The organism is Paenibacillus sonchi (assembly GCF_016772475.1).
Lineage (GTDB): Bacteria > Bacillota > Bacilli > Paenibacillales > Paenibacillaceae > Paenibacillus_AQ > Paenibacillus_AQ sonchi.
In genome coordinates, this window is sequence record NZ_CP068595.1 from 3,752,738 (window position 1) to 3,767,569 (window position 14,832).

A 14,832-nucleotide genomic window follows, 5' to 3' on the forward strand; every position below is an offset into this window, starting at 1 on the left:
TCCTCAGCCAAATGGAGAAGGAAAATAAACAGTACAACAATATCATTGCGCTGCAAGTCAACGGGCCTTTGAACTTCGGCAAGTTGGAGGCCTGCCTGAAGCAGCTGATTCGCAGACATGAGAGCCTGCGGACCTGCTTCCGGAGAATTGACGGGGAATGGGTGCAATGGATTGAGGAAGAGGTTCAGCTAACTCTTGATGTTGTGGACATCAAGGGAACGGTCAATGATAAGCACATTGAAGCATGGATACAGGCATTTGATTTGGCGGCAGCGCCGTTATGGAAAATTGGTGTTTTTAAGGAAAGTGAACACCGTCATCTTATTGTGTTTAATATTCATCATATCATCACAGACGGGACCTCCAATGCCATCCTGATCGACGAGTTCACCACCCTATACCAGAATGACGGGAAGCTCGGCGCCTTGCCGCCATTAACCATACAATACAAGGATTACGCGGAATGGCGGATGGATGAGGCGAATACCGCTAATGAAGCAGCTGCGGCGTATTGGCTGGAAACGTTCTCCGGGGAAATCCCGCTGCTCCATTTGCCGGCAGACCATTCACGTCCGGCATTCAAGACCTACCACGGTTCTGCGGAAATGTTCAGCATTCCGAAAGAGCAGGTACTGGAAATTAAGCAGCTGGCAGCCGAGCAGGAAGCTACGCTGTATATGGTATTGTTTGCAGTTTGGAATATATTGCTGGCTAAGCTGAGTGATCAGGAAGAAATCATTGTAGGGGTGCCGACCTCGGGAAGAAATCACAGCGATATTGAGCATGTAATCGGCATGTTTGTGAATACCCTACCGATTAGAAGCCGGATTTCCGCCAAGCTGACGTTTGCAGAAATCCTGCATGCCATGAAAGCGAACATTTCCAATGCGCTGGAACACCAGGATTATCCTTTTGAGGATCTTGTCAGCCAGCTTCAGATTACACGTGATTTTGGGCGAAATCCTTTGTTTGATGTGATGTTTGCTTTTCAAAATGCCAAGGCACAGCAGCAGGAAGCCGGACAGGTCCAGTTGAATGAGCTGGAAATGAAGCCTTATCCGTATAGAACAACAACGTCGCGTTTTGATCTGACACTGGACGGCGAGGAACGCGCAGGCGAGCTTGTTTTCACTTTGGAGTACGCAACGGACCTGTTCACAAGAGAAACGGTCATGCGCTTGATCCGGTATTTCCGCACAATCCTTCTGGAAGTGCTGAAGCACCCCGCGCAGAAGACCGGTCTGATTCATCTGCCCGATGATCAAGAGACGGACCGGCTAATTAACCGGTTCAATCAGACTGCGGGTGAATATCCGGAGCACCTGACCGTTCACCAGCTTTTTGCAGCGAGGGTGAAAGAGCATCCGCACCAGGTGGCTGTCACGTTCCGCGATCAGTGCATAACGTACGATGAACTGAACCGCCGGGCGCAGCAGGCGGCATATGCCTTGCAGGCCCAAGGAATCGGTCCCGATCAGATCGTTGCTCTCATCACCACGCGTTCGGTTGACATGATCGCCGGAATATTAGCCATATTACAGGCCGGCGGGGCGTATTTGCCCATTGATCCGAGCCTCCCGGCGAATAGAATCGCTTATATGCTGGATGACGCCGGGGCTCAAGTCATTTTGACCAACACGTCTGTAGAGAACCAGGGAAATCGTATCGTTATGGATATGCGCAGCCTGGAGTTGGATCACGGTGCCCCCTTCCAGTGCCGCCGGTGCACAGCAGCCGTAATCTGGCGTACTGCATGTATACTTCGGGAACTACCGGCTTGCCGAAAGGGATTCTGGTGGAGCACCGCTCCTTATTGAATTTTTTATCAGCGATATCGGAGGTGCTGTCCTTCGGGAAGGGTGAGACGTTTTTATCGTTAACAACGGTTTCATTTGATATTTTCTGGCTGGAGAGCATCCTGCCTCTGTTAGCCGGATATCAGGTGGTCATTGCCGATGAGCTTCAGCAAAAGGATGTGCACGCATTGCTCGCCTTGGTAAAACAAGCCGGGATCAGCGTAATGCAAACCACGCCGTCGCGTCTGAAGCTCCTGCTTGCTGATGCAGAATTGGCGAAGGCGCTAGGCTCCTTGCGGTATTTGCTGATCGGAGGGGAGCCCTTGCCGCAGGCCTTGGCGGAGCAGGCGCGAAGCATCCTGCCCGGCGGCCGGATATTTAATCTTTATGGCCCAACGGAAACCACTATTTGGTCTACAGCACAAGAGGTGACGGCAGGTCCCGTAAACATCGGCAAACCGCTCAAGAATACACAAGTTTATATCCTCAATGATGAGCTTCTGCCTCAGCCCATAGGCGTTCACGGCATCCTGTATATCGGCGGCCACGGTGTTGTGCGTGGCTATCAGAACAACCCGGTGCTGACTGCCCAGAGGTTTATTGACAATCCGTACCGTCCGGGTGAACAGATCTATTGCACGGGAGATATAGCCAAGTGGACGGAAGAGGGTACGGTTGAATACTTGGGAAGAGCAGATTTTCAGGTGAAAATCCGGGGCTACCGCATCGAGCTGGCGGAGATCGAACAGCAGCTCGATACCCATCCCGCTATTGAAAAATCCGTGGTCCGTGCCCAGCGGGATGACCAGGACGAACCCATGCTGGTTGCGTATTATACAACAGCCCGCACCGTTTCAGGCGCGGAGCTGCGGGAGTTTTTGCTGAAGTTTTTGCCGGTCTATATGATTCCGCAGCATTTTATGGAGATCGGCAAGATTCCCCTCATGATCAGCGGCAAGCTTGATGTCAAGGCGCTGCCTCCTGTAACGGTTATGCCGGTTCAACCAGGCGAAACACGCAAGCCGCAGGATGAGGTGGAGGAGAAGCTGCTTGAAATCTGGAAGAAAGTACTGCGTATCGGGGATGCCGGTGTGCAGGACGGATTTTTTGAAATGGGCGGAAATTCCATTCAAATTATGCAGCTCGTTTATGAAATCAACAAATGTTTTCCGGTGTCCTTTCAGTTTACACATTTTATAGAACGGCAGACGATAGAAAGGATAGCCGACTTCATCAAAGAGGCAATACAAGAGGAACGGAAGGAGGAATTGCCGTTCATTGCTGCAGATCCTGCCAACCACCATGAACCGTTTCCGTTAACGAATGTGCAAATGGCGTATTACCTGGGCAGAAGCAGCCATTTTGAACTGGGCGGCGTTTCGACCCACTCGTATCTGGAGATGGCAACAGAGCTGGACATCCGCCGGCTGAACCAATGCCTGAATACGCTGATTCAAAGACATCCCGCGCTTCACACCGTGTATTTGCCGGATGCCACACAGCAGATTCTGCCGGAAGTGCCGGAATACGCTATCTGCGAATACGACCTGAGCGGGTACGCTGAAGAAGCAAAAAACAAGAGAATTGCTAAAGAAAGAGACCGGATGTCCCATCATATCTTCAACCCGAATTTATGGCCGCTGTTTGAGATTGTGGCATTCCGCCTCTCACCGGAGGAGAGCCTGCTGTGCATCAGCTTTGATCTGCTGATCATGGATGCTTACAGTCTGGAGATCCTGCAGGAAGAAATCCTGGCGCTGTATGCTGACCGCTCATTGCAGCTGGAGGAGCTGTCCATTACCTTCCGGGATTACCTTGTGGGCTACCAGCAGATGAAATCCGGCAAGTGGTATCTGGAGGACAAGGAATACTGGCTGCAAAAAGTAGAGGATTTCCCTTTAGCTCCCGGCCTCCCTCTGCTGACACAGCCGCAGCACGTGAAAAATCCTTATTTCAAACGTAAGTCGAAGCATTATTCGCAGCAGCATTGGCGGCAGCTCAAACAGATTTCGCAAAACCATAATCTGACCCCTTCGGCGGTGTTATGCACCGTCTATGCCGAAGTGCTGGCGAATTGGAGCAATCAGCCCCAGTTTGGCTTGAACTTGACGCTCTTTAACCGGCTGCCCTTGCATTCTGATGTGGACAAGCTGATCGGGGACTTCACCTCCCTCCTGTTGTTAGAGGTCCGTATGAATCCCAAGGATTCATTCTGGGAGAAGGCGGGCAACATTCAGCGGGTGCTGATGGAAGCATTGGCCCACCGCCATTTTGATGGCATTGATGTGATGCGGGAAATCAGCAAAAGGAGAGAGCTGGGGAACAAGGCGCTGCTGCCGATTGTGTTCACAAGCGCTTTGTTTGACAATGGTGAAGACGGCGGGGAAGCGGCGGAGAACCATGGCGAAGCCTCAGATGAAGAGCAGAGCACCAACGGAATTACACAAACCTCCCAGGTCTATCTCGATAACCAGGTGGCGCTGATCCATGGAAAAATGGTAATCAACTGGGACTATATCAGCGAGCTGTTTGATCCTGCCGTGATGGATGCCATGTTTGCGCAATATCTGTCGCGGATCGAAGCCATTTTGCATTCCCGTGAGGAAATGGGCTTTCCGGCGCTCCCGGCCTCCGACTACGCCAGCATTCAGGCCTATAACCAGACGGAAGAGCCGATTCCAAGCAAGACCTTGCACGGGCTTTTTGAAGAAGCCGTCCACCAAACTCCATATGCGGTTGCCATTGAAGCCGATCATGCAAGCATTACCTACAAAGAGCTTGATGACAGAGCGGACAAGGTCGCCGGTTCCCTGCGGAGCCTTGGGGTAAGTGCCGGTGACAGGGTTGGCGTGATAGCGAGGAAAGAAATTGATACCTTTATCAATATCTTAGGCATCCTGAAAAGCGGTGCTGCCTATGTGCCGGTTGATCCGGAATATCCGCAGGAACGGTTGGACTATATCCGGAACCATAGCCAGTGCAAGCTTGTTCTGGAGACGGATTATTACGAGAAGAACTGTAGAGGGCAGCATCCGGCGGAACTTCAGCGTCACAATCATCTGCCGGAAAGCTTGGCTTACGTAATCTATACGTCGGGAAGCACAGGCAATCCCAAAGGCGTTATGATCAGCCATCAGGCTGCATGCAATACCGTGCAGGATATCAATCAGAAGTTTCAGGTGGGTGCAGCAGACCGGATACTGGGCATCTCTTCGCTTTGCTTTGATCTGTCGGTTTATGATATTTTTGGAGCATTTGCCGCCGGGGCAACGCTGGTATTGGTGAAGGATCAGAAGGACATCCGGCAGCTTGCTGATACCTTGTCAGCCCAGAAGATCACCATCTGGAATTCTGTTCCCGCGATCATGGACCGGGTGGGATCAGAAATAAGAGCGCAGGGCATATATCAGGAGAACCTTGATTTACGGCTGGTGCTGCTGAGCGGAGACTGGATTCCCCTGCATTTGCCGGAGACTGTCAAACAGCTGTTCCCTGCAGCCAAGCTGATCAGCTGCGGGGGGGCGACTGAGGCGTCCATATGGTCCATCTATTATCCAATAGACGAGGTCATGCCGCAGTGGACAAGCATTCCCTATGGCATGCCGTTAGCCAACCAGCAATTTTATGTGCTCAACCAGCAGATGGACTATTGCCCGCTTGAGGTGTCCGGCGAGTTGTACATCGGGGGAAGCGGAGTGGCAAACGGCTACCTGAATGATCCGGATAAAACCAGCCATTCCTTTATTCATCATCCTGAATTGGGGTACATTTATCGGACAGGTGACTACGGGGTATTGCACCGGGATGGCTGCATGGAGTTCCTGGGCAGGAAGGACCAGCAGGTAAAAGTGGGCGGCTACCGCATCGAGCTGGGCGAAGTGGAAGCACAGCTGCTGCGCTGCGAAGGGGTCCGGCATGCGGTTGTTCTGGCAGCAGACGGGGAAGACAAACGTTTGGGCGCCTATCTGATTCCAGACAGTCACTCAGCAGATCAGGCAGCATTCATCAATGAAGTCCGGGCGCGGATTGCCAAGGTCCTGCCGGATTACATGATCCCGCATTATTTTGTTGTGCTGGAGCAATTTCCTTTGACTGCGAACGGGAAAATGGATGTACAAGCGCTGCTGAAGCTGCAGCCCGCCGGGAATAAGCAGACGTCAGCCTATGCGGCTCCGTGCAATGATGTTGAAGAGCGCATCGTAAACATCTTCAAAGAGCTTCTCGAAGCGGACCAGATCGGTACACTGGACAATTTCTTTGAGATGGGCATCAACTCTGTCCAGATCGCGATGATAAACAACAGGCTGAAGCAGGAATTCCAGAAAGAAATTCCCCTGCTCACCCTGTTCGAATACGCCAATATTCACGCACTGGCCGGGTATTTATCCGGGAATGACCAGAATGAGCCGGATGAGGTGCCGCAGGAGCAGCAAGTTACACGGAATCAAGGAAAAGAGCGGATGAAACAACGAAACGCCAAACGAAGGGGACATACAGACAGTGAATAAATCTCAAGTGCTGCAATTTTATTCGGAATATACTCCGAATACAGACCCGTTCAGCCTGGGCTATCTTTTTGATGAGCTGCCGGATGATCTGGGCGAGTTATGCAAGTTGATCAAATGTCAATTGATTCATCCTTCGATGGTGAAGAAGGTAAGACATTTGCTCACTTCTTATACCAAAAATGAAGACGAACAATTCTATACCGTTCAAGACATGCTCGAAGCTTTGGTGGAGCGCAATGCCAATGGAATTATCGGGGAGCGGCTGCCCCGGGAACGGTTGATAGTCTCCTGCCGCTTCCATTCGCTGCTGCTCATTTCCATGCTGCGCTCCAAGGGCGTCCCGGTGCGCTGCAGAGTCGGATTTGCAAAGTATCTCTCAGAGCATCAATTGAAATATATTGATCACTGGATTTGCGAGGTGTGGGACGAAGGCGGGGCGCGCTGGATCAGAGTGGACCCCGATATCGGAATCGTCGATCTTCAAGGGGATGATTTCCTGGAGGCCGGAGTGGCCTGGTTAATGGCCAGAGACAAAGAAATCAACCCGCAGCTCTTTGGCGTAAAAAAATCATGGGGAATGCATTACATCCGCAACAACCTCTGCTATGATCTGCATGCTGTGCTTGGGCAAGAGCTGCGGTACTGGGATTATCCTCCTATTTGCCAAAAAGGAATAGATGAATTGGATTTCGAGGAACTGCAATTGCTTGATGAAGTCTCCATGTATCTTCAAGACCCCGATGCCCACCTTGAGGAGCTGCAGGCGCTTTTTCTGGAGAATGAATTCCTGCAATTCAAAGGGTAGGCGAGCTGAAGGATCAAGAAAGCGACGGTGTTAAATGATGGACAAACTGAAAAAGTACATCTACGAGCTGGTTGCATCCAAGAAGCTGACTGCCAAGGAAGCGACGGAGTACATCACTTACCTGCAAAACGGAAATGAGCACAGGAGCGAGGAGATTGCGGTTGTCGGAATCTCCGGGAGGTTTCCAAAGGCTGGCCGGGTAGAGCAGTTCTGGGATAATCTCTGTTCAGGCAGAGATTGTTTAGACACCTTTCCTGAAGACCGGCTCCACGATGGACAGGCCTTGGCCCCCGGACGGCATTTGGCGGGTGGGAGCTTCAAACAAGGCGGATATTTAGACGAGATCAGTTTTTTTGATGCAGAGATGTTTCGCATTTCGCCTAAGGAAGCCTTGTCGATGGAGCCATACCAGCGGATCATGCTTGAGGTTGCTTATGACACGTTAGTGAATGCAGGCTATGAGACGCAGGATATTCTTGGCTCCAAAACCGGGGTTTTTATCGGACGTGACCACGTAACAGGGATTGAGTACCGCAACTATGCCGCTCCCGATATTTTTCGTTTAACGGGGGGCTGGCCGGGTATTTTAGCAAGCAGAATCTCCTATGTATATAACCTGAAGGGGCCGAGTGTTGTGTTTGATACCTCTTGCTCCTCCGGGTTGGTGGGACTTCATTTTGCTTGTGAATCCCTACGCAGAAATGAATGTGACATGGCATTTGTAGGCGGCATCAGCGGCCTTTTTTATTTTCCTCCTGTCAAGGAAGATGGATCACTGGACCAGGTGGAGTCCGCTGAAGAAAAAATCCGGGCTTTTGACAAAGATGCAGAGGGCACGGTCTGGGGTGAAGGCTGCGGAGGCCTGCTATTGAAGCCGCTGTCCAAGGCGGCCGCAGATAAAGATGTGATTTATGCGGTCATCAAAGGCAGTGGAATCAACAACAACGGTCTTTCCAAAGGCATCACCGCACCGAACGGGGAAGCGCAGGAAGAGCTGTTGAAAAAGGTATGGAAGCAAGCGCAGATCAACCCCGAAACGATCCGGTATATCGAGACGCACGGAACGGGAACCATCCTGGGAGATACAATCGAGCTGAATTCGATCATCAATGCCTTTCAAGCGTTTACTTCCAAGAAGCAGTTCTGCGGTGTAGGCTCGGTAAAAACCAATATCGGCCATTTGGTCGGGGCTTCCGGGATCGTCTCCCTGATAAAAGCCGTATTGATGCTGAAGCATGGAGAAATTCCGGCCTCGCTGCATTTTCAGACGCCCAGTCCCTATATCAATCTGGCCGATTCGGCCTTATTTATCAATGATCAGCGGAGCAAGCTGGAGAAGGGGAACCACCCGGTCCGGATAGGGATTAACTCGTTCGGATTCAGCGGTACGAATTGCCATGTGCTGCTTGAAGAGCCGCCAGTGCCTTTATACGACAACAATGCGGAAAATAACGTCTTCCTGCTGACCTTATCGGCCAGAAGCGGCCAGAAGCTGGTAGAGGCTGCGCAGAGTCTTCAACGTTTTTTGCTCACGAACCGCAGCGTTAATCTGGCTGATATGTGCTGTACAGCCAGCCAATTCCGCAATCATTTCGCGAACCGGCTGGCTATCATGTTCAGCAGCTATGAAGATTTGCTGGCCAAACTGAAGATTATTAAGGAGACAAAGGAGCTCTCCCTGTGGAACAGCCATCCCGGAATCAGCTTCCAGCTCCATGAAGTGGTTGCGGATACTAAATCGCAGATAGAAGCGTGGGAGATCAGGGAAGGCGAAAAAATTGCACTGGATAAAACTGCCAATGAAGTGATTAGGGAGCTGCTGCAAAAGAAAGCAGGCAGTGAAATGCTCTGGGAGCAGGCGGCCCGCTTCTACATCAAGGGCGCCAGCATGGATTGGCGTCCGCTCTATCCCGGCTGCCGGAAACTGGCTATGCCCGGCAATGTGCTGGAACGGACGAAATACTGGCCGGCTGAAGCGAAGCGGGAAGAGGTATTCCAGGATGAGCTGTATTATACGGCGGAATGGGTAGAAGAGAGCAGGCTGCCCGTCGGTACGGGAGCTGCCCGCGATACGGTTCTGCTGATTGTGCATGAGGCGGATGCAGCCCTATGGGAGGCACAGCTTCTCGGGAAATTACGGGGAAAGCGCTGCATCCTCGCAGAACTCGGCAGACCCTATCACAAAATAAACGCTGAGCATTATCACGTCTCCAATTCGGTTGAAGATTTCTCCGCCCTGTGCGGGGAGCTGGATATTTCGGCACTGAAGCAAATTCTGTATGCAGCGCCTTCCCGGGAGGGGTTGCCGGATTCTTTGGAGGAATGCAAGGAAAGCTTCAATCAGACAGTGATGAATCTGCTGTACCTGGTGAAAGCTCTGCAGGCCGCCAATACAATGAATAAAGATCTGGACATTGCCTTGATTACAAAGAATGCCCATGTCCTGCAACCAATGGATACGGGTTCCGACCCTTTCGCCCATACGCTCTACGGAATAGGGAAATCGATCCTGCAGGAGAATCGTTCCTTCCATGTGCGTCATATTGACATCAGCAATGAGTCCGCCGATATGGAGGCGCTTCCGGGGGAGCTGGAGGTATCATCGGCTCAATATTCAGTAGCGCTGCGCCACGGCCGCCGGTACGTTGAAGTCATTAAGAGAGCGGACATTGCGGAACGAACTGGCGAGGCCATAACCATAGAAACAGGGGACACTTTTCTGATTACCGGCGGCTTGGGACTACTGGGAATAGAGGTCTGCAAGTATCTGAGCCAAAAGAACAAAGTGAAGCTGATCGTCCTGGGAAGAACGGCTATTCCTGACAGAGAATCCTGGCAATCAATCATTATGGAAAATGAAGATAACCAGCTATTGAAAAAAATCAACGGCATTCTGGCTATTGAAGCTCTGGGCTTCACGCTTGATTACCATTGTGTAGATATTTGCGACGAAGCTCAGCTCCGGCGGACCGTCGAACAGATCCGGCAGGATCACGGGAGCATAAACGGCGTGTTCCATTGTGCCGGAGTTGGAGTAGGGGACATCGAGGATTTCGGCATGAGCGGGCAGGAATTTGAACAAAGACATGCGGTGAAAACCTATGGAAGCTGGCTGGTATACAATCTTACCCAAGAATTCAATACCGGGTTTACCCTGTTGTTTTCTTCGGCTGTCAGCATTACCGGCGGAAGAGGTTCGCTTGCCTACACGGCGGGCAATGCTTTTGTGGATGGGATGGCGGAAACCATCAGGCTGCAGGGGAAAAACGTGATGGCCGTCAACTGGTCCACCTGGGAAGCGACCGCATCTAAGCTTTCTTTGCAGGCGGACAAGCATTTTTTTGAGTTCCTGTCCACCCACCAGGCATTGCAGGCGCTGGATCTGATTATCCGCCGCGGGATGTTCCGGACCATTGTCGGCAAGCTCAACGTTCAGAACAAGCTGCTTGAACTGGAGAACCTGTGGCCTTTCCGGCTGGCCGGCGAAATTAAGCAGGCCCTGTTCCCAAAGACACACCAGGAGGAGCGGCCTATCCGCCAGACTCCAGTCACTGTGAAAGAGCCGGAAGGGTATACAGCCACACATCGGGAATTGGCCCAGGTCTGGGCGGATATTCTTGGACTCACAACGATCAGTGTGTTCGATTCTTTTCACCAGCTGGGCGGGGACTCGATTCATGCTGCGCATCTGCACAAGCAATGGAACGAGCGGCATCCCGGCACGCTTGACGTTACGGATATTTACAGATACCCGACCATCCATGAAATGGCCGGGTATTTGGACAGCCAGCGGGTCAGTCAGCCGGCAGCGCTTAATCTGGACAGTATTCTGGAAGGGTTCAAGGGGAGTAAATATTCCAAGGAAGAGGCAAAGCGGCTGTTGGCAGAATGGACTGAACAGTCATCCGTTGAACGCCTTCAACCCGCTGAGAGTGATGATTTTGCCATCATAGGCTATGCCTGCAAGTTCCCGATGGCGGAGGATGCCGAACAATTTTGGCGGAATCTTACGACAGGAGTGGGCGCAATCCGGCCGTTTCCTGAGTCCAGAAGAAAGGATACCGACGGCTACCTGGCTGCCGGTCAGATCAGCCCTGAAGGACATGCGTATTGCCAGGGAGGGTATCTGGAGGAGATCGACCGGTTTGATTCCGCCTTCTTTCACATTTCTCCCAGAGAAGGAGAATTGATGGACCCGGAGCAGCGGCTGCTGCTGGAGAATGTGTATCAGGCTGCCGAACATAGCGGCTTGGGCGGAACCATCCTGTCAGGCACCCGGACAGGTGTGTATGTCGGAAAGGATACCACCGGACGGAATGAGTATAACAACCGGGTGGATATCCTGGACCCTTTGAAAGTGACTTCAGGCTCGACCGGCATTCTGGCCAGCAGGATCGCTTATTATCTCAATTTAAATGGTCCTTGCCTGGTTGTGGATACAGCCTGTTCTTCCAGTCTGACCGCAATATGTCTGGCAACGCAGGCCCTGAAGCAGGGACAGATTGATATCGCCATTGTGGCGGGAGTATCCTTGGCGTATCTTCCTACCCAGCGCAACTCCCTGATTGACTCTGCCGACGAAATGATCCGCCCCTTTGATGCCGGGGCCAACGGTACCATGTGGGGCGAGGGGGCAGGGACGATCATTCTGAAGCGGATGAAGGAAGCGGTGCAGGACAACCATGTGATTCATGCCGTAATCAAGGGTTCGGAGATGAACAACAACGGAACATCCAACGGCATAACTGCACCGAATGCGGAAGCGCAGGAGAAGGTGCTGGTAGCCGCCTGGAAAGCGGCTAACATTGATCCGGAAACCATCTCTTATATCGAGGCTCACGCAACCGGAACCAAACTGGGGGACCCCATTGAAGTAAAGGGCATTACGAATGCGTTCAGACGTTTTACGAATAAAAGGCAATTCTGTGCCGCAGGCACCGTGAAAGCCAACATCGGCCATTTGGTCGGGGCCTCAGGGATGGCGTCGGTCATCAAAATGATAATGGCGTTCAAACATAAACAATTGCCTCCAGTGCTACAGTTCCAGAATCCGAATCCATTTATAGAATTTGCCGATTCCCCCATCTATGTTAACGACAAGCTTCAGGATTGGGGCGGCTCGGCCGCTCCGCGCAGATGCGGCATCAGTTCATTTGGATTCAGCGGAACGAATTGCCATATCCTGCTGGAGGAGCCGCCGGTCTTCACCAATCCGCAGGAAGAGAAGCAGGACTGGCATATTCTGGCGTTGTCGGCGAAGACGGCAGCATCCTTGAGCGCATTGATCAAACGCTACTTTCACATGATCAACGGAACCGTCACCTTGGATTTGCAAAATATTTGCTTCACTGCCAACATCAGCCGGGGACATTATGAGCATCGGATCGTCCTCCTGTTCCGGACCGAAAACGAGCTGCGCGCCAAGTTCAAATATCTGCAGGAGGCGGGCATCCCGCAAGCGGCGGATCATGATCAGAGAATCTATTACAAGGCCAGCAGGGTTAGTTACGACCAGGAGGGTCTTGACGGGGACGGCCTGCTTGAGCAGGACAAGCTCAAATTAAACAAGCTGGCGGAGAGCCTGATTGAGGAATGGAGCGTTGAAGAGACGCTGTCCGCTGTGGACAATCTGCACAAAATCGCACGATTGTATACGGATGGAGCGGATATCCAATGGGATCGTCTATATCAGGGCCAGCAGTACCGGTTAACCGAACTGCCCGCCTATGCTTATGAACCGGTTCGTCATTGGATCGGTGACCCCGCCCGGAAAGGGTTTTCCCCTTCGGGGAAACACTATCATTTACAATGGCTGCCGGATCATCGGGAACAACCCGCAGGGATCAAGCCGGATGAAGGAGCCTGGCTCTTTTTGGGCGGAACAGGAACAAAGAGCCAGGAGCTGCTTCGCGTATTGCGGAAGCAAGATATTGAGCTCATTGAGGTCACGCCGGGAGCCCGTTATCACCAATTGGCTGCTGACCGGTACAGCATCGGTTCAGGCGAGGAGTATTCTCTTTTGCTGAAAGAGCTTTCAAACCGGGGGATCAAACATGTCATACACTGCCTGAGCCTCGCCGACGAAAAGATTGCCGGGATAGAAGACTTGCATGCTGCGGAGAACAGGGGGGTGTATAACCTCTATCATTTGGTAACAGAGCTGTTGAACGGGCAGTATCATCAGGAACTGAACCTGTTTTTTGTTGCAGACCATACATTTTTGGTGAACCGGAATGAACCAGTGCTGAACCCGCATCATGCCGTTCTGTTCGGTATGGCTAAAGTGATCCCGCAGGAATACCCGCAATTCAAATGCCGCTGCATCGATATCGACAGTGCTACAGCCCCAGAAACGGTCTGGAAAGAGATTTGCTCCGGCAAAGAGGATTTCCAGGTGGCCTATCGGGACAACACCCGTTATCTCGAACATTTCGAAGAGCGGCGGCTTGAAGCTGCCGAAGCGGGCGGCGTGTCCCTGAAAGAAAACGGCGTCTATGTGGTGACCGGAGGACTTGGCGGTATCGGACTGGCGGTTGCCCAATATCTATCCGGGAAGCAACGGGTTCATCTCTGCCTGTTGAACAGGGGAACGCTGCCGCCCGGCCCAAGCCAAAGCCAAAGGATTCGCCAAATCGAAGCTAACGGGTCTGACGTAGATTTGTATTCTGTAGACATTTCCGCTCCCAATGAATTGCAGGGTGTGCTGCAAGCCATCCGCACCAAATACGGGCAGATCCATGGCCTATTCCATTGCGCGGGCATCGCCGGGGAAGGGCTGCTGATCAACAAAGGGAAGCCGGAGATCAAGCGGGTGCTTGAGGCAAAGGTAACGGGGACCTGGTTATTGGATCAGTATACGGCCCAAGATAACCTGGACTATTTTGTGCTGTTTTCTTCGGTCACGAGCCTGCTGGGGGGAATGGGACAGGCGGATTATACGGCTGCCAATGCGTACCTGGACGGGTTCAGCGACTACAGGCAGGCGAATAACCGCAGGAGTGTTACCATCAATTGGCCTGCATGGAAGGAAGTCGGCATGACGCTGAAATATGATATTCAGGAGGGACGCTCTCCCTTTTTGGGATTGACAGAGGAGCAGGGGATCAGCATCCTGGATGCTGTTTTGCAGCGGAAGCTGTCACGGATTATTGTCGGTGAAATCAATGAGCGCTATTTCCAGAACGGGGACCTTTCGCTGCCTTTTGCCGTGCCGCCCCAGATGATCTCCCGGGGAGCCGGAGTGTTCCACCCACAAGAAAAAGCAATAGCAGACGAGCCCACCCTCCCTATCCTGAAAGGCAGAAATGATCATAGCTACAATTCATACGAAATTTCGCTGGCAGCGATGTGGCAAAAGGTGCTGGGAGTAGCTGAGGTCAATGTGCATCTTCCTTTTCAGGAAACAGGCGGAAACTCCATTCTGGCTGCAAGCCTGGTCAAAGAAATTGACGGCGTCTATCCCGGTTGTGTCAACATCGCGACATTGTTTGCGTACCCCTCCATTGCCAAAATGGCGGAATACCTTAAGCAAACACAAAGCGAAAGCGAATCATCACGGGAAGCAGATCCGAAGGAAGCAAAGCGGATGGAGCTCAGCGATAAGCTATCCGGGTTTGTCGAGGGGAAGGTGCCGATCGAGAATATTTTGCAGTACCTGGATAACAACGAGTTGGGGGATGATGATGATTAACCGTAAAGAGATCAATGATCATATTTTACAGTT

Annotated in this window: 4 protein-coding genes; all 4 read left to right on the forward strand. The window is 52.0% G+C overall.

The features are described 5' to 3' along the window. Positions 1 to 11 precede the first annotated feature (11 nt). The 4 genes from JI735_RS35865 to JI735_RS16910 are packed head-to-tail and all read left to right on the forward strand — an operon-like array spanning position 12 to position 14,799. Entirely contained in the window at positions 12 to 1,817 is a 1,806-nt protein-coding gene (locus JI735_RS35865) for a condensation domain-containing protein (RefSeq protein ID WP_233475912.1), read from the forward strand. Beyond that, positions 1,754 to 6,304 carry a non-ribosomal peptide synthetase gene (locus tag JI735_RS16900; RefSeq protein WP_233475913.1) on the forward strand — a complete coding sequence of 1,517 codons (4,551 nt, stop codon included), beginning with the start codon at positions 1,754 to 1,756 and terminating at the stop codon, positions 6,302 to 6,304. The genes JI735_RS35865 and JI735_RS16900 overlap by 64 nt, the downstream gene beginning before the upstream one ends. Then, positions 6,297 to 7,109, forward strand: a complete 813-nt coding sequence (locus JI735_RS16905; protein WP_039837463.1) for a transglutaminase domain-containing protein — start codon at positions 6,297 to 6,299, stop codon at positions 7,107 to 7,109. The genes JI735_RS16900 and JI735_RS16905 overlap by 8 nt, the downstream gene beginning before the upstream one ends. Positions 7,110 to 7,146: 37 nt before the next feature. Next, on the forward strand, positions 7,147 to 14,799 hold the full coding sequence (locus JI735_RS16910; protein ID WP_039837476.1) for an SDR family NAD(P)-dependent oxidoreductase: 7,653 nt from the start codon (positions 7,147 to 7,149) through the stop codon (positions 14,797 to 14,799). The last annotated feature ends 33 nt before the right edge of the window (positions 14,800 to 14,832 follow it).

Coding starts and splice junctions, on each gene's coding strand:
- JI735_RS35865 (WP_233475912.1), top strand. CDS start 12: ATGGAGAAGGAAAATAAACAGTACAACAATATCATTGCGCTGCAAGTC.
- JI735_RS16900 (WP_233475913.1), top strand. CDS start 1,754: ATGTATACTTCGGGAACTACCGGCTTGCCGAAAGGGATTCTGGTGGAG.
- JI735_RS16910 (WP_039837476.1), top strand. CDS start 7,147: ATGGACAAACTGAAAAAGTACATCTACGAGCTGGTTGCATCCAAGAAG.